We start from the raw sequence: 20133 nt of genomic DNA, 5'->3' as shown, positions 1-20133 counted from the left end.
TTTAACACTAATTGTAATTATATTTGCTTGAATTCAAGTGGTATGAAATTTTCGTTATTGGTTTGTACTTACAAAAGGGCGATGCCCTTGTTACAACTTCTGGAGTCTGTGGCTGTACAGACTTGTTATCCCTCAGAAATACTAATTATTGATGGAAGTGTTGACGACGAAACAAGTCTCATGCTTTCAAACAACTTATTTTTAAACTTGACTTATTTTAAGGTAAGTTCTGAAGACAGAGGTTTGACAAGACAGCGTAATTTTGGCATCAAGAAAGCGAGTTCAGACAGCGAAATACTTTGTTTTTTAGACGATGACACGGTATTGGAAGCAGATTATTTTGAAAACCTATTAGATGCATATGCAATTTATCCCGAAGCTTTAGGGGTTGGAGGCTACATCAACAATGAAGTAATCTGGACCAAAACAGATCCCAATTACATTGCAAAAAGTAATGAATTCACTTTCGACGGGTGGAAACGAAACGAAGGAAAACGTTTTGTTTTACGAAAAAAACTAGGGCTTGACAGCAATGTTCCTCCAGGATTTTCGCCTAGTTTTTCACACGGACGAAGCATTGGTTTTTTACCTCCGTCTGGAAAAATATATGAGACACAGCAATTAATGGGAGGCGTTTCTTCTTTTAGAAAAAGTGTTTTTGATAAGTTGCAATTCTCCACTTATTTTGAAGGTTATGGCTTATATGAAGATGCGGATTTTACATTACGAGTTTCAAATATTGGGAAGTTATTTGTGAATACAAATGCCAAGTTAGCTCATTATCACAACGAAAGTGGTAGGCCCAACAAATATGATTATGGAAAAATGGTGGTCAGAAATGGCTATTATGTATGGAGAGTAAAAAATCCAAAACCCTCGTTAAAATCCAAAGTAAAATGGCACGCCATTACATGGCTTTTAACGGTCGTTCGCAGTACCAATATTTTAGATAAATCTTCCATTAAACGGAAAGAAGCATTCACTGAGTCTTTAGGAAGAACAATAGGTTGGTGGAGTTTGTTGTTTAATAAACCTAAAATTTCTCATCTATGAATGTTTTACAGCTAATATCAAGCGATTATAAAAAATATAAAAAATATGGAGGACATTTTTTTGGGATCGTATTTTTTACGCAAGGTTTTTGGGCAATTTTTCAATATCGATTTGCAAACTTCATTTTCAGAAAAATTAGAATCCCTTTTTTTAGACAAATCTTATTGTTTTTGTGTTTAATTTGGCAGAAAATAATTGAAATAACAACGGGCATTTCAATCCCGGCTTCCGCTCAAATCGGAAAGTCTTTTTACATAGGTCATTTTGGTGGGATTATCATCAATAGCAATGCTATTCTTGGTCAAAACTGTAATATTTCACAAGGTGTTACCATTGGAGTTTCCTCCGTTGGAATAAAAAGAGGGGTTCCAACTATCGGCAACAACGTTTATATTGGAGCAAATTCTATTGTCGCTGGTAAAATTTTTGTAGAAGATAATGTTCTGATTGGAGCTTGCTCACTCGTCACTTCTGATGTAACTGAGAGTAGCGTGGTTCAAGGCGTTCCAGCGATAATAATTTCGAAAAATGGTTCGGGCTCTTACATTTAATAAAAATGAAACTACTCATAATATCATCGGCGCCATTAATCGTTTCTGAAAAAAATTGGAAAGCCTATAGTCCATATGCAAAAGAACTGGAAATTTGGCAGCACAATTCAAAAGAAATAATGTTTTGTTGTCCAATTTGGACTGATGACCGAGGATTATTATCGACAGCACTTCCTTTCAATATTGATGAAATTAACAAGTTAATTGAATTTAAATCCACATCATTTTATAGCGCTCTTAAATCTATTTTTGCTGTAATTATTAATCTTCTGAAGATTTTTAAAGCTATGAAAACGGCCGATCATATACATCTTCGCTGTCCCGGCAACGTTGGACTTTTGGGATGTATTGTTCAACTATTTTTTCCAAAGAAGAAAAAAAGCGCCAAATATGCCGGAAATTGGGATCCAAACGCCAAGCAACCATTAAGCTATAAATTACAACGTTGGATTTTGAGCAACACATTTTTGACCAAAAACATGACAGTTTTGGTCTATGGCGAATGGCCCAATCAAACTAAAAATGTAAAGCCTTTTTTTACAGCCAGCTATTCTGAAAACGACAAAAAGCCAGTTGCTCTTCGTAATTTTAATGGTATTGTCGATCTGATTTTTGTGGGGACATTGTCGGCAGGGAAACGACCTTTTTATGTTTTGCAATTGGCCGAGAAGTTGCTGAAAAGGGGACACAACGTGCGATTGAAATTTTTTGGAGAAGGTCCAGAACGAGCTAAATTGCAAGATTACATTCATTTAAATAATTTAACCGAATCTGTTTTTTTATTAGGAAATAAAGGGAAAGAAGAAATAAAAAGCGCGTATCAAACCAGCCATTTTTTGATTTTGCCATCGCAAAGCGAAGGATGGCCAAAAGTTGTTGCAGAAGCCATGTTTTGGGGCTGTCTGCCGATTGCCACGCCAATTTCGTGCGTTGCCAATATGATTGGAACTGATAGAGGAGGATTGTTAAAACTAGATTTAGATAAAGATTGTGAATTGATAGAAAATCTCATGGTCAATTTCGATGTTTATAATCAAAAATCTGAAAACGCAATGAATTGGTCTCGATTTTATACGCTTGAAAAGTTTGATGCCGAAATTAAAAAACTGTTGGTCAAATGAGGGTTCTACAATTAATTGATTCTCTAGAAGTTGGTGGCGCCGAACGAATGGCCGTTAATTATGCAAACGCATTAAAAAGTGGGACTGGATTTTCCGCGTTGGTCAGTACCAGAACAGAGGGAGGTTTGAAAGAACAGCTTGATCCTGAAGTTGCTTATTTGTTTTTGGGAAAAAAGAAAACGATAGACTTTAAAGCGATACGAAAATTAAAAAACTTTGTCATTGAAAATAAAATATCCGTGATTCACGCCCATTCAAGTTCATTTTTTTTAGCGGTGGTTATCAAAATTTTGACAAAGAACATTAAAGTAATCTGGCATGATCATTATGGCAACAGCGATTTTTTAGCTTCAAGGAAATCTATTTTTTTAAAGCTGTTCTCGAATTTTTTTGATGGAATTATTTCCGTGAACAAAAATCTTGAAACGTGGTCAAAAGAACATTTGAATTGCGAAGATGTAATAGTTCTTAATAATTTCGTGCACTTTAAAAATGCTGAAAAAGCGATCACGAAATTACAAGGAACTTCTAAAAAACGAATCATTCATCTTGCGAATTTAAGGCCTCAGAAGAATCATGATTTGTTAATTGAAGTTGCTAAAAAGATAAAATTAGATTTTCCAGATTGGACTTTTCATTTGGTTGGAAAAGATTTTGAAGATGATTATTCAACGCTTTTGAAAAGTAAAATTGCATCTAATAATCTGACTCAAACCGTTTTCATTTATGGCGCTTGCGAAGATGTTGAAGCAATATTAAAAAAGTGCGATATTGGAATTTTGACTTCTGTTTCAGAAGGACTTCCTGTGGCAATTTTAGAATATGGCTATTTTAAGGTACCTGTAATTGCTACAAATGTGGGCGAAATTTCAAGTGTAATTAAAGATGACAACAGCGGATTTTTAGTTACATCAAATGATTCAGAAGATTTTTCGAAAAAATTAATGCAATTAATGAAAGACGAAGATAAAAAAATTGCGTTTGCCGCTAATTTGCAAAAGACTATTTTTGAAAATTATACTGATGCTGCTGTCATCGACAAGTATCAAAAATTTATTGGAGGACTATCTTGAAATTAAACAATCTTACATATCGAGGTTTGCTGATCGCACACGTTTTTTTGGCGCTGCTGCTTTACATCGCTCCATTTTTTTCCCAAATTTATAGCCTGATGATTATTTTTTTTGGGATGCTTTTCGTTTATAACACGAAAAATACAAAAAACGAAGTTTTAATTGTTTCTGCTTATCTTATCAGTATCGAAGTTTTGATGCGCATGACTGGCGATATGTTTTTTAACGAATTTGCCAAATACGGAGTCATTCTGTTTATGATTATGGGAATGTTTTTTAGCGGTTTTTCTAAAAATTCGTTGCCGTATTGGTTTTTTCTGCTTTTGTTAATTCCGGGTGTGATACTCTCAACGGTCACGCTGTCTTTAGAAGCAGACATCAGAAAAGCGATTGCATTTAACATCGCTGGTCCGGTTTGTTTGGGAATTGCTTCCATATATTGTTATCGAAGACGAATCACTTTTGCAGAAATCAACGCGATTATCATTGCATTTGCAATGCCATTAGTTTCCCTTTTGACCTATTTGTTTATGTATAATCCGAGTGTGCGCGATGTTGTAACAGGCACATCGAGTAATTTCGCAACTTCTGGAGGATTTGGTCCAAACCAAGTTTCTACTATTTTAGGACTCGGGATGTTCGTATTCTTTGCTTTATTCCTTCTAAATTCAAAATCAAAATTTCTCTTTGGCGTCCATGCACTATTGACAATGGCTGCGACGTATCGAGGTCTCGTGACTTTCTCCAGAGGTGGCGTTTATACAGGAATCTTAATGATTATCGTTTTTTTGATCGTTGTGTATCTCACTTCTAACAAAAATACAAAGGCGAGAGTAGGCGGGATTGCAGGTATCACAGTATTGTTTGCGGTTTTAGTTTGGGGTTATAGCTCTTACCAAACAAACGGTTTGATCGAAAAACGCTATGCAAACCAAGATGCAATTGGTCGTGTAAAGGAAGATAAATTAGGAGGTCGTGAACGAATTGCTATTTCCGAAATACAGATGTTTTTAGATAATCCGCTTTTGGGAATTGGTGTCGGGAAAAACAAAGAATACCGAGAAGAAACAACCGGAATCGTTGCCGCCTCTCACAATGAAATCACTCGAATGTTAGCAGAGCACGGCAGTTTGGGAATTGCTGCTTTGCTTATTTTATTAGCAACACCTTTGATTTTATATCTTGATAACAAAGCTAATATCTATGTCTTGCCGTTTTTTATTTTCTGGCTTTTGACGATCAATCACGCCGCAATGAGAACTGCCGCTCCAGCATTTGTTTATGCATTATCACTCTTAAAAGTATATACCAATGAAAAGCCTTCTTTACATCGGGAATAAACTTTCGGTTCACGGACTGTCAGTTACCACGATAGAAACGTTAGGGCCACTTTTGGAATCTGAGGGTTATTCTGTGAAATATGCCTCCAGTAAAAATAACAAGCTTTTTAGGCTTCTTGAAATGCTGAAAGTTACTTTTCAACTACGAAATAAAGTCGATTATATTTTGATCGATACCTACAGCACTTCTAATTTTTGGTATGCTTTTTTTGTAAGTCAGCTGGCCAGAATTTTAGATGTAAAATATATTCCAATTTTACACGGTGGCAATTTGCCTAATCGTCTAGAGAAATCGAAATGGTTTAGCAAACAGATTTTTAAGAACTCTTATAAAAACGTTTCGCCATCTCAATATCTTTTGGAAGCATTTATTTCGAATGGATTTTCAAACACAATTTATATTCCGAACACGATTCAAATTGAAAATTATCAGTTTAAATTGCGTTCTAAAGTTGCTCCAAAATTACTGTGGGTTCGTTCTTTTGCAAAGATTTACAACCCAAAAATGGCGGTTGAGGTTTTTAAAATCGTAAAAGAAAAATTTCTGGAAGCTACTTTATGCATGATCGGCCCGGACAAAGACGGTTCTTTAGCCGCAACAAAAGAGCTGGCGAAACAATATAATTTAGACATAGAATTTACCGGAAAGTTATCAAAAGAAGACTGGATTTTGCGTGCAACAGAATATGATATTTTTATTAATACCACGCATTTTGACAACATGCCAGTGAGTGTAATTGAAGCAATGGCGCTTGGTTTGTTAGTTGTAAGTACCAATGTTGGCGGATTAAATTATCTTCTGGAAGATAAAAAAGATGCTTTTTTGGTAAATGACAATGACTACATTTCGATGGCGGAAACCATTTTTTTTCTGTGTAAAAATCCCGAATTAAGTTTAAAATCTAGTCAATTTGCCAGAGAGAAAGTAATCGGTTTTGACTGGAATTTTGTTAAAAATAAATGGAACGAAACGATCATTTAATTGAATGTCATTGCTTTTCTATTTGTAAAAGTGTTAAATTGCACCGTTTCCCAAAAACGATAACCTACGAATATGCCTTTTTCTAAGAAAATACATTTTGAAATCTCAGAGCGAAAAGTGCTTCTCAGACTGTTTGATATTTTTACAGTTTTGATCGCATTATATTTTGTGGGGCAGATTTTTAAATTCGATTATTTCAATATTTCCAAAGCCAATTTTTACTGGACCATCGTTTTATCGCTGTATATCACGATTTTTGGGACAGTTTTCGAAATGTATAATTTGCAAATTGCGAGCAATCAATTTCAAGTTATAAAAAGCATCTTGCTGACGTCCACGACCACTGTGCTTTTCTTTTTGCTGACACCAATTTTTACGCCAGTTTTGCCTTCCAACAGACTTCAGATTATTTATTTCTTTCTGGCGGTAACGCTATCACTTTTCGCTTGGCGTATTTTTTACCAGGCATTTTTGGCATCGCATCGTTTTTTGAAAGGCGTGATCATGGTTTGCGACCGAAATCAGCTAGAAGAACTCGTGCAATCGCTGGGAAAAGTAGATCCGCACTACAAGATTATCGGTTTTATTAACACCGATTCTCGCGATATTGACGAAGGAAAAATCCTTGACATCGAAAATATAAAGATTCCTGATTTACAGTCTTTTGTAAAGGAAAAAGGCGTTTCTGAAATTGTAATCGCTTCCCAAAAAACCGACGGAATTACGGTGGATTTATATAGCAATCTGTTGGCTTTGCTTGAAAAAGGTTTTATGATTCGCGAATACACGCAGGTTTATGAAACGATCACGCAACGAATTCCCGTGCAATATGTGAACAAAGATTTTTACCGCTATTTTCCTTTTAGCCGAAGCAATCACAATCGTTTATACTTAATTTTAGTGCGATTAATTGAAATTGTCATTTCTGTTTTTGGAATTTTTATTGGATTTTATCTGCTGCCATTTATTTATGTCGGAAATTTTTTCGCTAATCGAGGACCACTTTTTTACACGCAGGAAAGAGTAGGGAAGAATGGAAGACCTTTTACCATCTATAAATTCCGAACGATGATAAGGAATGCCGAAACCAACGAAGCGGTTTTTGCGACTCAAAATGACGCAAGAATTACTGCCTTTGGTAAATTTCTCCGTAAGTCAAGAATTGATGAGTTTCCGCAGTTTTTTAATATATTAAAAGGAGATATGGCCGTGATCGGACCAAGACCAGAACGTCCTTTTTTTGTTGAAAAAATCGCCAGCCAAATGCCTTTTTACCAAACCAGACACGTCATCAAACCCGGATTAACGGGTTGGGCACAAGTGAATTATTCTTACGGAGATTCCATAAAAGACAGCTTGATTAAACTTCAGTATGACTTATATTACATCAAACACCGAAGCGTTTTTTTAGATATTAATATTACGATAAAGACGATAAGCACCATTTTGTTTTATCGGGGACAGTAGGTAGTCAGTTTGGAGTGTTCAGTAATTAGTTATCAGTTTTAAGTACTTAGATTTCAGGCTTCAGTAAAACTGAATAATTAACTCTGATTACTGCAAACTAAAAACTGCCAACTGAAATCTAAACACTGAACAATAAATCTATCTAACTTTCCTGTTATTTCTAGCAAATTTCGCCAGCAAAATCGTTGAGGTAATCAGCATTGGCAAGAACAATAATAATTGCGCTTTGTTGATGATAATCACCATGTAAACCACAATACAGAGCAAATTGAACAAGGCCAAATTAGATATCCATTTTCTATTTTTTTGTTTCAAGAAATATAAAAAGACAAGTAAAGTTGGATTAAAAAGCAGAATATTATAGTTCCAAGCAACTTCTTCGTGAAACGAGTAAAATCCAACTCCGGAAAGAAATAGACCTAAAAGTCCCAAAATACTGAAGTAAGCGATATAAAGACTGTTCTTTTTTAAGACTAAAATTAACAGAATTACAGCCGAAAAGAAGTAAATGTTGTTCCAGATTGAAAAGGTATTTTCTAACGGTTTTGCTTCAAAAACAGTTTTGGTTTCTGAAACCAATGAGCTTCCGTTGATTTTTGTGGTCTTCAAAGCTTCCATTAATTCCAAAGGAAGAAAAAGAACTTCGGCTTTCTTGTCTGTTTTTGGTCCGAAGATGATATTTACGCCTAGTTTTTGGAAGAAGTTAATTGTTAAATACGGATTCAGAATTTCTCTATACGTTTTTTGAACCGGTTTTTTTGTCGTAATAATTTTGCTTCCCAAAACTTCATTGACCTTGTCAATTACCATCGTGGTACAATTTCTGTCAATAAATTTATAGGTATAAAAACGTTCTTCAGAAAATAAACTTTGGTTCAAACGGTCAAACAATTGCTGTTTCTGCGTCTTTGTCAAGTTTAATGTTTGCTCATAAATAGAGCGGTTTTCTTGTCTGTAATTGTACTCAAAATCAGGATAAGGATTTGTGGCTACAAAATACTGCAAATCGCCTTTTACGAATTTTGCCAAGAAAAAAGGAGTGTCAAAATCAAAATAGCCAAAGTTGTACACGATGTCAATTCCGCGTTGCTTGTCTTGCACGCGCAAACCGGTGTGGCCGTACAAAGTATGCGATTCATCAGAAGTTCCAATGGTTAAAATGCTGACTTTTGCATCGTCAGATAAAATGCCATTTTGGGCAAAACCGTTAAAAAAAGTGATTAAAAATAGAACTAGAAGAAGCTTGAATCTTGACATTTTTTTCAAATTTGTACACAAATATCTTTAAAAGATTTGATTTAGCCACGCAAGTTGGAAATGTTTAGCAAATTAAAAAGAAATGATTCTATCGATTTGCAATCTTTTGTCTTTCGACTTTGAAACTTTCGACTGAGTTATCTTCTGAAAATTCCCAAATCCACTTTTACCGAGAAAATATTTGAGTACAACGCCACACTTTGGTCGCCGATATCTGTCAAAGCATAATCGATTTGAATTCCTTTGTATTTGAAACCCACGCCAATATTCGGCTGAAAACCTACTTTTTCTGTATTGTCAATTTGAGTCACATTTTGGAAATTTCCAACACCAGCTCGCAAGAAAACCAAATCGGTATAACCAAATTCCAGTCCCACTGCTGGGTCAATACTGGCGAAATCCGTAGAAATAATATCGTTAGTTTGTTCAAAACGCATATTTAAATTCACCGCAGCCAAGATAGAATAATCGTATCTGATGATGAATTTCTTTGACATTCCCAGTTGCGCTTTTGGCAAAGTAATCTCAGAATCTTCCGGTAATTCTTGATTTTGCCCCGGAATCGCGTCCTTGATTTTATTGTATTCGTCTTCGTTGATGTTCCAAATATTATAGGTCGTTGTAATATCTCGAACCATCAAGCCAAACTTCCAGTCGTTTCGTTCAAATTGAATTCCGGCATCAAAACCAAAACCCCAAGAATCAGCAAAATCGCCAATAATCCTGCGGATAACTTTGGCATTTACACCATATTGAAATCCGGGAATTTTTAATTTTCTGGCGTATGAAAACGTAATTCCATAATCTGCTGTAGAAAAAAGGCTTATTCTATTATAATCGATATTTCCTTCAGAATCAATTAATTCGGTTGTGTTTAAGATGTCATCAACCCCAAAACGAATCACAGAAAGTCCCCACGCGCTTTCATCGTCAATTGGCATTGCAAAACCCGCGTAATCATATTGCGCAATATTGGCAAAATAACTCGCGTGCATCAATGAAATCTGCTTGTCTTCAACGCCAATCAAACCCGCCGGATTCCAATATCCAGAGTTTACGTCATTCGTGCTTGCCGTCACCGCGTTGGCCATTCCCAAAGCTGCAGCATCAACACCAATGTTCATAAATTCGTTGGAATATTTTCTAACCGCTTGGCTGTGAGCGAAAGTGCACACGAAAAGAAAGGCAACAAGTAGGGGTTTTTTCAAAGTAAATTATTTTTGCAAATATCAAATAAAAATCTGTACTATGAAACGCACCACACTATAAACTTATTGTGCTAAATTTGTGGACTTGCAATCCAAAACACAAAGCTATGCGAATTAAAGCTCAGATTCCAAACATTATTACGCTATTGAATTTATTATCAGGCTGTTTCGCCTTGATTTTTGCCTTTCATCAAGACTTTAAATTTGCATTTTTGTTCGTGGCGCTTGGAATTTTTTTAGACTTTTTTGATGGTTTTTTCGCAAGATTGTTTAAAGTTTCAAGTCCGCTTGGCTTGCAGTTAGACTCTTTGGCCGATATGGTGACCAGCGGTGTCGTTCCTGGCGTGGTGATGTATCAGCTGATGAATCAGGCTTTGGGTTTTCCATCTTTTGGCTGGCCGACTTTATTTTTTCCTTTTTTAGGATTTATAATTACGTTGGGTTCTTGCTATCGACTGGCAAATTTCAACGTCGATACGCGCCAAACCGATTCTTTCATCGGACTGCCAACTCCCGCAAACGCACTGGTTATCTTGAGTTTGCCGTTAATTTTGGCCGACAATCAATTTGAATTTATCACAAATGCCTTGAGCAACGAATATATTTTATTGGCAATTTCATTGCTGAGCGCTTATATTTTGAACGCAGAAATTCCGCTTTTTTCGTTGAAAATAAAGAGCATGAGCTTTGCCAAAAACAAATTGCAAATCTTTTTTCTGGCCGTTTCAGTATTGCTTTTGATTTTCTTCAAAGCACTCGGAATCCCGTTGTTGATTATTTTTTATATTATTTTATCGCTATTGACCAACAAAAGAAATTCGTGATAATTCGCGTAATTCGTGGCTAATTGTAAGAAGCGAATCACCGGTAATTTATCGGTAAAGGTAATTCCCGCTTTCTGCAGTAGCTTTTCTCCGTGCCGGAAAAAAAGGCTACAGCCGCCAATCGGGGCTATTTGAGAAACTTTCCGCTTTTTTGTAAAGTTAGGGACCAAGATTGTCAATAAACCTTACGGATATTCTCAAAAACAATTATTTTTACGCAATGAAAAAACCGCTTCCAAGAAAACCGGCACCAAAACGAAAACCTAAAAAGAAGAAATCGTTCTTTTCAGGAAAAGTTTTGTCATACAGTTTGGTAGCGCTTTTTCTCCTGATTCTTCTTGGGTTAGGTTATCATTACAGAAACGGTTTGGCGTATTATTTCAGTTTTAAAACCGACAAAATTCTGCGAGAAGAAGAAGATAAAAGATTGGCAGACATTCGAATTTATCAGGTGTTACGAAAACATAATGACCAAGTTTATGGCTTCGATGTTTCAGAATACCAAGGAAAAATTGACTGGAAAAAAGCAAATTCTATCGAGGAAACTTTTCCTTTAAAATTTGTTTTCATTCGGGCCACCGCCGGGAAAAATAAAATTGACACAAAATTCAAGGAAAATTGGCGCGATTCAAAAAAGAACAAGTTCATCCGTGGCGCTTATCATTACTATCGTCCGAACGAAAATTCTATTGAGCAGGCCAATAATTTTATCAAAAACGTGAAGCTTCAGAAAGGTGATTTGCCACCGGTTTTAGACATTGAAAAGCTTCCAAAAGAACAATCGTTAGACAGTCTTAAAGTTGGTTTGAGAAGATGGTTAAAAAGGGTGGAAGAACATTATAATGTAAAACCGATAATTTATTCGGGAGAGAGTTATTACAGCGATTTCCTTGAAGAGGAGTTCAGCGAATACACGTTTTGGATTGCCAATTATAACTTCTTCGTAGAAAACATTAAAGACGATTGGACATTCTGGCAATTCACAGAAAAAGCCACCGTTCCCGGAATCAAAGGTTTTGTCGATGTTAATATTTACAATGGAACGCCGAAGCAATTGGGTTATTTTGTGATAAATTAGGTTTAAGGTTTTGGAGAGAAAGGTTCAAGTGAATTATAAATAAAAAACCCTGAAAGTTGCGTAAACTCTCAGGGTTTTTATTATTTATGAAGTTTTGTCAAAAATCTTAAATCTTAAATCAAAAATTATCTAGAAATCCAATTTCTTCTTACGAAGCTCAAAATTCTGTCCCAGATATACTCTTCGCACCATTTCGTCTTCCACTAATTCTTCTGGAACTCCAGCTTTTAAGATACCGCCTTCAAACATTAAATACGTTTTGTCAGTAATCGCCAAAGTTTCCTGAACGTTGTGGTCAGTAATCAAAATCCCGATATTTTTATTTTTCAACTGTGCCACAATTCGTTGGATATCTTCCACGGCCACGGGGTCAACTCCGGCAAATGGTTCGTCTAATAGGATAAATTTTGGGTCAGTTGCCAGTGCTCTCGCAATCTCAGTACGACGACGTTCTCCACCAGAAAGTAAATCGCCACGGTTGGTACGAATGTGTCCCAAACTAAATTCGTCAATCAGACTCTCCATTTTTGCTTCCTGTTCGGCTTTTGACAGATTGGTCAATTGTAGCACGCTTAAAATGTTGTCTTCAATGCTCAATTTCCTGAAAACAGAAGCTTCTTGAGCCAAATATCCAATCCCAATTTGCGCTCTTTTATACATCGGATAATCCGTAATTTCGGTATTATCCAAATAAATTTTACCGCTATTTGGTTTTACAAGACCCACAATCATATAAAAAGAAGTCGTTTTTCCGGCACCATTTGGTCCTAAAAGTCCAACGATTTCTCCTTGATTTACTTCCACAGAAATGCCTTTTACAACGCTTCTGCCTTTATAGGTTTTGATTAAATTATCAGCTCTTAAAATCATTTTTTCTGTTTAATCGTTTGTTAGTTTAATCGTTCAATCGACTGCAAATAAACGAATAAACTGTTAAACAAATTGGCGTGTTAACAATTATTTAGTTTCGGCTCCATTTTCTTCTAAAGCTTCCCAAAATTCATAGGCTCTTCGCAAATGCGGAATGACGATTGTACCGCCAACCAATGTAGCAATTCCCATCGCTTCCATCATTTCTTCTTTGTTGATTCCTTGTTTGTAGCTTGTTTCCAAGTGGTATTTTATGCAATCGTCGCAACGCAAAACCGCTGATGCCACAAGGCCTAAAAGTTCTTTTGTCTTTACATCAAGAGCGCCTTCCATATAAGCGTTTGTGTCAAGATTGAAGATTCTTTTGATAATTTTATTGTTGTCGTTCAACAATTTATCGTTCATTACTTGACGATAATCGTTGAATTCTTTAACTAAGTTGCTCATTTCTTTGTTTTGTTTTTAGAACCCAGCCTGAAATAAAAATACTGCATTCATATAAAATTAATAATGGGATGCTGACCGTGATTTGGCTCACAACATCTGGAGGAGTTACGATTGCTGCGATAATCAAAATGATTACAATAGCATATTTTCTATAAGTTCTTAAGAAAGTAGGCGTTACCAATCCTAATTTAGAAAGGAAAAACATCGCCACGGGAAGCTCAAAAACCAATCCACAAGAAAGTGTCGTACTTCTGATTAAAGAAATGTAAGAATCTAAGTCGATGTCATTGTGAATTTGTGTACTTATTTGATAACCAGCTAAAAAGTTGATGGAAAGTGGCGTGATGATAAAATATCCAAATAAAACTCCCAAGAAAAATAAAATCGAAGAGATGAAAATAAACAATTTTGCTCCTTTCTTTTCCTTGTCATATAACGCCGGACTAATAAATTTCCAAAGTTCCCAAAGAATAACAGGAAAAGCAATAATGAATCCAGCTGTAATCGCCGTCCAAATATGCGCGTTAAATTGACCAGACATCACACGGCTTTGTACCGTAAAATTCATCGTTAAATTACAGAAACCTTCGCCATCAGCTCCAAAAAATTTGCTGGCTTCGCAAAACCAATGGTAAGTGATAAAATTTGGGTCTTTCGGACCAAAAATAATATGGTCAAAAATAAAATCTGTGAAGAAAAAGGCAACAACTGCCCCGATTATAATTGCTAAAGTGCATCGAATTAAAAGCCATCTCAAATCTTCGAGATGGTCTAAAAACGACATTTCATTGGTGTTTTTCTTTGCCATATTAAACTATTCCTTCTTTTAAAATATCGTGAAGGTGAATTACACCAAGATACTTATTTTCATCGACAACTACTAATTGTGTTATCGAAAAATCTTCTAAAATATTCAACGCGTCTACCACCATATCACTTGATTTGATGACTTTTGGGTTTTTTGTCATGATGTCTTTTGCGGTCAAATCAGCGAAAGAATCTCTGTCGTTCAGCATTCTACGAATATCTCCGTCGGTAATAATTCCGATGACTTTTTCGTTTTCAACAACTGCAGTTACGCCCAAACGTTTTTCTGAAATTTCCACAATTACGTTTTTAATGCTAGAATCTGGAGAAACAACAGGTTTGTGCGTCGTATCCAACATATCTTTTACGCGAAGCAATAATTTTTTACCCAAAGCACCACCTGGATGGTATTTTGCAAAATCTTCTGCTTTAAATTCACGCAATTCCATCAACGCAACCGCCAAAGCATCGCCTAAAACCAGCTGTGCGGTCGTGCTATTTGTGGGCGCCAAATTAATTGGGTCGCATTCTGTTTCAACATACGCATTTAAAACATAGTCGGATTCTTTTCCAAGGAAAGAAGTTAGGTTTCCAGTAATTCCGATCAAAATATTTCCAAAACGCTTTAATAACGGAACCAAAACTTTAATTTCAGGACTGTTTCCGCTTTTTGAAATACAAATCACAACGTCGTTTTCTTGCACCATTCCCAGGTCGCCGTGGATGGCTTCAGATGCGTGTAAAAACATTGATGGAGTTCCGGTTGAGTTAAGTGTGGCAACAATTTTCTGAGCAATGATCGCGCTTTTACCGATTCCGGTAACGATCAATCTTCCCTTTGACTGGAAAATGATTTCAACCGCTTTTGCAAAATCGTCCGTTAGAAGATTCGAGAGATTTGCAATTGCTTCACTTTCAGACAATATTGTTTTTTTAGCCGAAGCCAAAATAGTTTCTTTATTTATCAAAACAGATTTTTTATAAAATTTGTGGTTATGAAAGAAAATTGTATCTTTATATAATGCAAATTTATGTAAAATACCATATAAAAAAGAATGAATTCAAACGAAATTGACATCCACCACGAATTAAAAAAATATTTTGGCTTCAGCCAATTTAAGGGGTTGCAAGAACAAGTTGTGAAGAGTATCATTACAGGCAATAACACCTTTGTTATTATGCCAACCGGTGGCGGAAAATCCCTCTGTTACCAACTTCCTGCCTTAACTCAGGAAGGAACCGCAATCGTAGTTTCCCCCCTAATTGCGTTAATGAAAAACCAAGTCGATGCTATCCGAAGCCTTTCCTCAGAAAATGGAATCGCCCACGTTTTAAATTCATCGCTTACCAAAACTGAAATCGCCCAAGTCAAGAAAGACATCGTTTCGGGCATCACAAAATTACTTTATGTGGCGCCAGAATCGCTTACGAAAGAAGAATATACTTCTTTTTTAAAGAGCGTTCCGTTGTCATTTGTGGCCATTGACGAAGCGCATTGTATTTCAGAATGGGGCCACGATTTTAGGCCAGAATATAGAAATCTTCGTTCGATAATCAAGCAATTAGGAGATATTCCGGTGATTGGTTTGACGGCAACGGCCACGCCAAAAGTTCAAGAAGACATCTTGAAAAACTTGGATATGGTCAATGCCAATACGTTCAAAGCGTCATTTAACCGCCCGAATTTATTTTACGAAGTACGTACAAAAACAAAAAATATTGAATCGGATATTATTCGTTTCATCAAACAACATAAAGGAAAATCAGGAATTATTTATTGCCTTAGCCGTAAAAAAGTGGAGGAAATCGCAAACGTTCTGCAAGTAAATGGAATCAGTGCTGTTCCATATCACGCGGGGTTGGATGCCAAAACGCGCGCCAGACATCAAGATATGTTTTTGATGGAAGATGTTGACGTGGTGGTGGCAACCATCGCTTTTGGTATGGGAATCGACAAACCGGACGTTCGTTTTGTGATTCACCATGATATTCCAAAATCATTGGAAAGCTATTACCAAGAAACGGGCAGGGCAGGACGTGACGGCGGTGAAGGCTATTGTTTGGCTTACTATTCGTATAAAGATGTAGAAAAGCTGGAGAAATTTATGTCTGGGAAACCGGTTGCAGAGCAAGAAATTGGTTTTGCGTTGTTGCAAGAAGTTGTGGCTTACGCCGAAACATCTATGTCGCGTAGAAAATTCCTGCTTCATTATTTCGGGGAAGAATTTGACAGCGAAACCGGCGATGGTGCAGATATGGACGACAATGTTCGCAATCCAAAAAGCAAGGTGGAAGCCAAAGACCAAGTGGTTAAATTGCTGGAAGTGGTTCGCGATACCAAGCATTTATACAAATCAAAAGAGATTATTTTTACCTTAATCGGAAAGGTAAATGCAACAATAAAAGCGCATAAAACCGATGCCCAAAAGTTTTTTGGGACGGGTTCTGATTTTGAAGAAAGATATTGGATGGCCTTGATTCGCCAGGTTTTGGTCGATGGTTATCTATCAAAAGATATTGAAACCTACGGAATTTTAAAATTGACTCCAAAAGGTGCCGATTTTATCAAAAATCCACAGTCGTTTATGATGTCTGAAGACCACGAATATAATGAAAGTGCTGATTCTGCTATTGTTACAGCATCAAAATCAACGGCGACGGCTGACGAAGCTTTGATGGGAATGTTGCGCGAACTTCGTAAAAAAGTCGCAAAGAAATTAGAAGTACCGCCATTTGTAGTTTTTCAAGATCCTTCTTTGGAAGATATGGCGTTGAAATATCCGATTTCTATTACCGAAATGGGAAGTATTCACGGTGTGGGGGAAGGAAAAGCAAAGAAATATGGCAAAGATTTTGTCGAATTAATCGCGAGATATGTGGAGGATAACGATATCACGCGTCCGGATGATTTGGTTGTAAAATCAACAGGAACCAACTCTGCGTTGAAATTATACATTATCCAAAACGTAGATAGAAAATTGTCGCTAAACGATATTGCAAAAGCAAAAGGCCTTGATATGGACGCTTTGCTGAAAGAAATGGAGCAAATCGTCTATTCCGGAACCAAATTAAATATCAAATATTGGGTTGACGATATCTTAGACGAAGACCAGCAAGAAGAAATTACCGAATATTTCATGGAATCAGAATCAGACAGCATCAAAAATGCCCTGAAAGAATTTGATGGCGATTATGATATTGAAGAACTTCGATTAATGCGAATTAAATTTATCAGCGAAGTAGCGAATTAATTTTAGATTTCTCCCGAGGCTTCGGGATTAGATTTCAGACAATAGTGTTAAAGATAAGAAATTATTTGCACACTATTGTCTGTTTTTTTTTTTGGTTAACTGCCAGCTGAACACTGAACACTGCCAACTTAACCACTACTTCTCCAGAACCAATCTAAAAATATCTGACTTCAAATCATCATTGTCTTTGTCTTCGCAAAGCAAGAATTCAATTTCTTTTGAAGATTCTTTGTAAACTGTCAGCCCTTCAAATTTATGGGAATCTGAAATTTTCTGGGTGAAATCAATCTTCATTTTTTTGATGTCCAATCTTCCAATGAACGTGCCGAGAACAGCACCATCATCGTATGTCGATTTTGTGTCTTCAACAGTTGCCAAGAAATAAATCTTGTTATCCACTCGAACTGCGTCAGTAAATGAACTTTGCACTTTTTTGATTTTTGGTAATTTATAAGAATTGTATAAAACCGAAAATTCTTCTGATAAATTTTTTCCACCAATGGTGAAAATTCCGTTTTTTGAGGATTTTCCGTTGCCACGATTGAAGAGAAACCATTCTTCTCCGGTGTAAACTGCGCCTTCAATGTTGAAATCTTCGGGTTTTATTTCGCCAAAACTTTGCATGACTTCATATAAAGCGCTCACGTCAGTTTCAGCGATTTTTTGTTTTTGGTTGCTGTCAAAATGAACCATTTTCTTGCGATTTTCTGTGGAACCTGAGCCGAAAATGTAACAATCTTCACCAAAAGAAGTTATGGCTTCAAAATCTGGTTTTATTTTCTTTGGAATATTTTCTGTCGGAGTTTCAGAAGTGTTTTCTAAAAGATTATGTCTTTCAAGATTTTTGCTTTCGATGTTGTATTCGTATAAAACGGAAGCATTGTCTGAAACGATAAAAAGCGAATTGTCTTTAAAAACTAATCCGGATGCGGAACCGATTCCGATGATTTGAAATAATATTTCTAAACTGAATTTTTTCATAATAATGGTTTTGATAGCCCCGATTGTAGCGGAAATCCTTTTTTAAAAAAGCACTATTTTTTGCAGAAGAAAAAAAGCGACCAGCGGAAGCTCTTTTTTCTTTTAGCGAAAAAAGTGGTTTTTAAAAAAGATTGAAGCGGAAAGTGGGATTGGCTTCTTAAAAAAGAAATATAAATTATAGAACGTGATTTCTGATATAAATATATACATTTATGTAAAAATAAACTTATGAGCACGATAAATACTAAAGATTTTAAATTTGACGGAAGCAGAAAGCTCGCAGATTTTCCGACTAAAATTGAAAACAATTTCGCAGAGGATGAGCTGAAAAAGCAGTTTAAGCAAACCAGAAAGGCGTTGAGCGAATTGCAAGACAAAATGTATGCGCACAATAAATATAGCGTTTTGATTTGCTTGCAAGGAATGGATACTTCTGGGAAAGACAGCTTGATTCGAGAGGTTTTCAAGGATTTTAATGCGCGCGGTGTTGTTGTACATAGTTTTAAAACGCCGAATTCAACCGAACTAGAACACGATTATTTGTGGCGACATTATATTGCATTGCCAGAAAAAGGGAAGTTTGCGGTTTTTAATCGAACGCATTATGAAAATGTTTTGGTTACGCGCGTGCATCCAGAATATATTTTGAATGAAAATCTTCCCGGAATTGAAAGTGTTGAAGCTATTCCGAAGCATTTTTGGGAAAAAAGATATGAACAGATTGTAAATTTTGAAAATCACATCGCTCAAAACGGAACCATTGTCTTGAAATTTTTCTTGAATTTAAGCAAGGAAGAACAGCGACAAAGACTTTTGAGAAGGTTGGAAAAACCAAAACACAATTGGAAATTTTCTCCGGGAGATTTGAAAGAAAGAAAACTGTGGGAAGATTATCTTAATTATTATGGCGAGGCAATTGAGGCGACTTCAAAGAAAAAAGCGCCGTGGTTTGTGGTTCCAGCTGATGATAAAGAATTAGCGAGATATATTGTTTTGCAGACTATTTATGATGTGCTTTTAAAATACAAAGACATAAAATTTCCTGAATTGGATGATAAAGTGCAGGAAAATTTGTCGTTTTATCGCACAGAATTAGAAAATGAGAAATAAAAAAAGCCTTGGGATTCCAAGGCTTTTGTGTTTTAACTATTTGAATCTTTAAAGTTTGAAACCATAAGCAAGACGTAATGCTAACTGGCCGAAACCATCACCAAAGTCATTATAATGCTCATATCTTAAACTAGCATCGAAATATTTATTAGCATATCCAATTCCTGGCGCTAACAGCAAACTTGTCTGGTCATAATCATTTGTAACTGCAAACGCGGCACCAAGTTCTCCCAATACGTAAAAGCGGTCTTCCCAAACAAACGCCTTAAACCCAGCTTTTGCAGGAATAAAACCTAGGTCGTTGTCGTCTCCGTCCACGAAAACGTTGGTAAAACCGGTTGTTAAGGTGATAGAATACCTCTTGTTTAAGTCGTATTGTAGCCTTGCATCTGCTCCGAGTGCAAAATCAGCCGCATCTTCATTAAAAATATAACCGCCATTGATTCCAAACCCTAATCGGAACCCTTGATCATAATTTTCAGTCACTTGTGCCGGCAAAGCTGTTCCGTCCTGAGCAACAGCACTTGTCGTCGTTAGCGTAGCAATACATAGTGCAGTTGTCGCTGCAATTGATTTTAATCTTTTCATAGTTGAGGATATTAAATTGTTAGTTAGATTAAAATTACCAATAATAACGCCACCGTTCCAAATGTTAAATTTTAAAGTATTGTTAAAAGATTAATTGCCGATGAAGCTATTAGGAATCAGTATTT

The 20133-nt window shown here is 36.2% G+C and carries 19 protein-coding genes; 11 read left to right on the top strand and 8 right to left on the bottom strand.

The genetic code is table 11. The features are described from left to right. Positions 1 to 42: 42 nt before the first annotated feature. The 7 genes from ACFPVY_RS15350 to ACFPVY_RS15320 all read left to right on the top strand — a co-directional run bounded on the left by ACFPVY_RS15350 (position 43) and on the right by ACFPVY_RS15320 (position 7587). The gene (locus tag ACFPVY_RS15350) at positions 43 to 1053 is read left to right on the top strand and encodes a glycosyltransferase family 2 protein (RefSeq protein WP_379793008.1); all 1011 of its coding nucleotides are present in this window, start codon (positions 43 to 45) and stop codon (positions 1051 to 1053) included. Then, entirely contained in the window at positions 1050 to 1604 is a 555-nt protein-coding gene (locus tag ACFPVY_RS15345) for a serine O-acetyltransferase (RefSeq protein ID WP_379793007.1), read from the top strand. The genes ACFPVY_RS15350 and ACFPVY_RS15345 overlap by 4 nt, the downstream gene beginning before the upstream one ends. A 5-nt stretch (positions 1605 to 1609) precedes the next feature. After that, a complete protein-coding gene (locus ACFPVY_RS15340) occupies positions 1610 to 2725 on the top strand; it encodes a glycosyltransferase family 4 protein (protein WP_379793006.1) in 1116 nt (371 codons plus the stop codon). Continuing rightward, the gene (locus ACFPVY_RS15335) at positions 2722 to 3798 is read left to right on the top strand and encodes a glycosyltransferase (protein ID WP_379793005.1); all 1077 of its coding nucleotides are present in this window, start codon (positions 2722 to 2724) and stop codon (positions 3796 to 3798) included. Before ACFPVY_RS15340 ends, ACFPVY_RS15335 begins: the two co-directional genes overlap by 4 nt. Positions 3799 to 3896: 98 nt before the next feature. Then, positions 3897 to 5138: an O-antigen ligase family protein gene (locus ACFPVY_RS15330; RefSeq protein ID WP_379793004.1), complete on the top strand. Its 1242-nt coding sequence runs from the start codon at positions 3897 to 3899 to the stop codon at positions 5136 to 5138. Further along, entirely contained in the window at positions 5110 to 6120 is a 1011-nt protein-coding gene (locus ACFPVY_RS15325; protein ID WP_379793003.1) for a glycosyltransferase family 4 protein, read from the top strand. The genes ACFPVY_RS15330 and ACFPVY_RS15325 overlap by 29 nt, the downstream gene beginning before the upstream one ends. A 72-nt stretch (positions 6121 to 6192) precedes the next feature. Further along, positions 6193 to 7587, top strand: a complete 1395-nt coding sequence (locus ACFPVY_RS15320; RefSeq protein ID WP_379793002.1) for a sugar transferase — start codon at positions 6193 to 6195, stop codon at positions 7585 to 7587. Positions 7588 to 7725: 138 nt separating this feature from the next. Here the strand turns inward: ACFPVY_RS15320 and ACFPVY_RS15315 are convergent, their stop codons facing one another. Together ACFPVY_RS15315 and ACFPVY_RS15310 are read right to left on the bottom strand one after the other, a co-directional pair. Next, the gene (locus ACFPVY_RS15315; RefSeq protein ID WP_379793001.1) at positions 7726 to 8844 is read right to left on the bottom strand and encodes a lipoprotein N-acyltransferase Lnb domain-containing protein; all 1119 of its coding nucleotides are present in this window, start codon (positions 8842 to 8844) and stop codon (positions 7726 to 7728) included. Between the two features lie 137 nt (positions 8845 to 8981). Continuing rightward, positions 8982 to 10052: a putative type IX sorting system protein PorV2 gene (locus ACFPVY_RS15310; protein ID WP_465254391.1), complete on the bottom strand. Its 1071-nt coding sequence runs from the start codon at positions 10050 to 10052 to the stop codon at positions 8982 to 8984. A gap of 107 nt (positions 10053 to 10159) precedes the next feature. Between ACFPVY_RS15310 and ACFPVY_RS15305 the strand changes: the two genes are divergently transcribed. Continuing rightward, on the top strand, positions 10160 to 10876 hold the full coding sequence (locus ACFPVY_RS15305) for a CDP-alcohol phosphatidyltransferase family protein (RefSeq protein WP_379793000.1): 717 nt from the start codon (positions 10160 to 10162) through the stop codon (positions 10874 to 10876). A 220-nt stretch (positions 10877 to 11096) separates the two neighbouring features. After that, the gene (locus ACFPVY_RS15300) at positions 11097 to 11954 is read left to right on the top strand and encodes a glycoside hydrolase family 25 protein (RefSeq protein ID WP_379792999.1); all 858 of its coding nucleotides are present in this window, start codon (positions 11097 to 11099) and stop codon (positions 11952 to 11954) included. 129 nt (positions 11955 to 12083) lie between these two features. On the opposite strand, the gene lptB is transcribed toward ACFPVY_RS15300, so the two are convergent. The 4 genes from lptB to ACFPVY_RS15280 all read right to left on the bottom strand — a co-directional run bounded on the left by lptB (position 12084) and on the right by ACFPVY_RS15280 (position 15046). Further along, entirely contained in the window at positions 12084 to 12824 is a 741-nt protein-coding gene (lptB, locus tag ACFPVY_RS15295) for an LPS export ABC transporter ATP-binding protein (RefSeq protein WP_379792998.1), read from the bottom strand. Positions 12825 to 12911: 87 nt separating this feature from the next. Next, positions 12912 to 13271: a carboxymuconolactone decarboxylase family protein gene (locus tag ACFPVY_RS15290; protein WP_379792997.1), complete on the bottom strand. Its 360-nt coding sequence runs from the start codon at positions 13269 to 13271 to the stop codon at positions 12912 to 12914. After that, positions 13255 to 14079 carry a twin-arginine translocase subunit TatC gene (gene tatC, locus ACFPVY_RS15285; RefSeq protein WP_379792996.1) on the bottom strand — a complete coding sequence of 275 codons (825 nt, stop codon included), beginning with the start codon at positions 14077 to 14079 and terminating at the stop codon, positions 13255 to 13257. Before tatC ends, ACFPVY_RS15290 begins: the two co-directional genes overlap by 17 nt. Before the next feature lies 1 nt (position 14080). Further along, positions 14081 to 15046 carry a KpsF/GutQ family sugar-phosphate isomerase gene (locus ACFPVY_RS15280; protein ID WP_379792995.1) on the bottom strand — a complete coding sequence of 322 codons (966 nt, stop codon included), beginning with the start codon at positions 15044 to 15046 and terminating at the stop codon, positions 14081 to 14083. An 87-nt stretch (positions 15047 to 15133) separates the two neighbouring features. On the opposite strand from ACFPVY_RS15280, the gene recQ reads away from it, so the two are divergent. After that, positions 15134 to 17329 carry a DNA helicase RecQ gene (gene recQ, locus ACFPVY_RS15275; RefSeq protein WP_379792994.1) on the top strand — a complete coding sequence of 732 codons (2196 nt, stop codon included), beginning with the start codon at positions 15134 to 15136 and terminating at the stop codon, positions 17327 to 17329. 135 nt (positions 17330 to 17464) lie between these two features. On the opposite strand, the gene ACFPVY_RS15270 is transcribed toward recQ, so the two are convergent. After that, a complete protein-coding gene (locus tag ACFPVY_RS15270) occupies positions 17465 to 18310 on the bottom strand; it encodes a DUF6929 family protein (protein WP_379792993.1) in 846 nt (281 codons plus the stop codon). A gap of 228 nt (positions 18311 to 18538) precedes the next feature. Between ACFPVY_RS15270 and ACFPVY_RS15265 the strand changes: the two genes are divergently transcribed. After that, positions 18539 to 19420: a PPK2 family polyphosphate kinase gene (locus ACFPVY_RS15265; protein WP_379792992.1), complete on the top strand. Its 882-nt coding sequence runs from the start codon at positions 18539 to 18541 to the stop codon at positions 19418 to 19420. Positions 19421 to 19468: 48 nt separating this feature from the next. On the opposite strand, the gene ACFPVY_RS15260 is transcribed toward ACFPVY_RS15265, so the two are convergent. Then, entirely contained in the window at positions 19469 to 20008 is a 540-nt protein-coding gene (locus tag ACFPVY_RS15260) for a hypothetical protein (RefSeq protein WP_379792991.1), read from the bottom strand. Positions 20009 to 20133 lie beyond the last annotated feature (125 nt).

Source organism: Flavobacterium qiangtangense, assembly GCF_042658345.1.
GTDB classification, from domain to species: domain Bacteria; phylum Bacteroidota; class Bacteroidia; order Flavobacteriales; family Flavobacteriaceae; genus Flavobacterium; species Flavobacterium qiangtangense.
Note: the sequence above shows the minus strand (reverse complement) of the source record. Positions and strands in the feature narration are given on the sequence as shown.

Bases quoted from the DNA above. Each gene is read 5' to 3' on its own strand.
- ACFPVY_RS15350 (WP_379793008.1), top strand. From the start codon at position 43: ATGAAATTTTCGTTATTGGTTTGTACTTACAAAAGGGCGATGCCCTTG.
- ACFPVY_RS15345 (WP_379793007.1), top strand. From the start codon at position 1,050: ATGAATGTTTTACAGCTAATATCAAGCGATTATAAAAAATATAAAAAA.
- ACFPVY_RS15340 (WP_379793006.1), top strand. From the start codon at position 1,610: ATGAAACTACTCATAATATCATCGGCGCCATTAATCGTTTCTGAAAAA.
- ACFPVY_RS15335 (WP_379793005.1), top strand. From the start codon at position 2,722: ATGAGGGTTCTACAATTAATTGATTCTCTAGAAGTTGGTGGCGCCGAA.
- ACFPVY_RS15330 (WP_379793004.1), top strand. From the start codon at position 3,897: ATGATTATTTTTTTTGGGATGCTTTTCGTTTATAACACGAAAAATACA.
- ACFPVY_RS15325 (WP_379793003.1), top strand. From the start codon at position 5,110: ATGAAAAGCCTTCTTTACATCGGGAATAAACTTTCGGTTCACGGACTG.
- ACFPVY_RS15320 (WP_379793002.1), top strand. From the start codon at position 6,193: ATGCCTTTTTCTAAGAAAATACATTTTGAAATCTCAGAGCGAAAAGTG.
- ACFPVY_RS15315 (WP_379793001.1), bottom strand. From the start codon at position 8,844: ATGTCAAGATTCAAGCTTCTTCTAGTTCTATTTTTAATCACTTTTTTT.
- ACFPVY_RS15305 (WP_379793000.1), top strand. From the start codon at position 10,160: ATGCGAATTAAAGCTCAGATTCCAAACATTATTACGCTATTGAATTTA.
- ACFPVY_RS15300 (WP_379792999.1), top strand. From the start codon at position 11,097: ATGAAAAAACCGCTTCCAAGAAAACCGGCACCAAAACGAAAACCTAAA.
- lptB (WP_379792998.1), bottom strand. From the start codon at position 12,824: ATGATTTTAAGAGCTGATAATTTAATCAAAACCTATAAAGGCAGAAGC.
- ACFPVY_RS15290 (WP_379792997.1), bottom strand. From the start codon at position 13,271: ATGAGCAACTTAGTTAAAGAATTCAACGATTATCGTCAAGTAATGAAC.
- tatC (WP_379792996.1), bottom strand. From the start codon at position 14,079: ATGGCAAAGAAAAACACCAATGAAATGTCGTTTTTAGACCATCTCGAA.
- recQ (WP_379792994.1), top strand. From the start codon at position 15,134: ATGAATTCAAACGAAATTGACATCCACCACGAATTAAAAAAATATTTT.
- ACFPVY_RS15270 (WP_379792993.1), bottom strand. From the start codon at position 18,310: ATGAAAAAATTCAGTTTAGAAATATTATTTCAAATCATCGGAATCGGT.
- ACFPVY_RS15265 (WP_379792992.1), top strand. From the start codon at position 18,539: ATGAGCACGATAAATACTAAAGATTTTAAATTTGACGGAAGCAGAAAG.
- ACFPVY_RS15260 (WP_379792991.1), bottom strand. From the start codon at position 20,008: ATGAAAAGATTAAAATCAATTGCAGCGACAACTGCACTATGTATTGCT.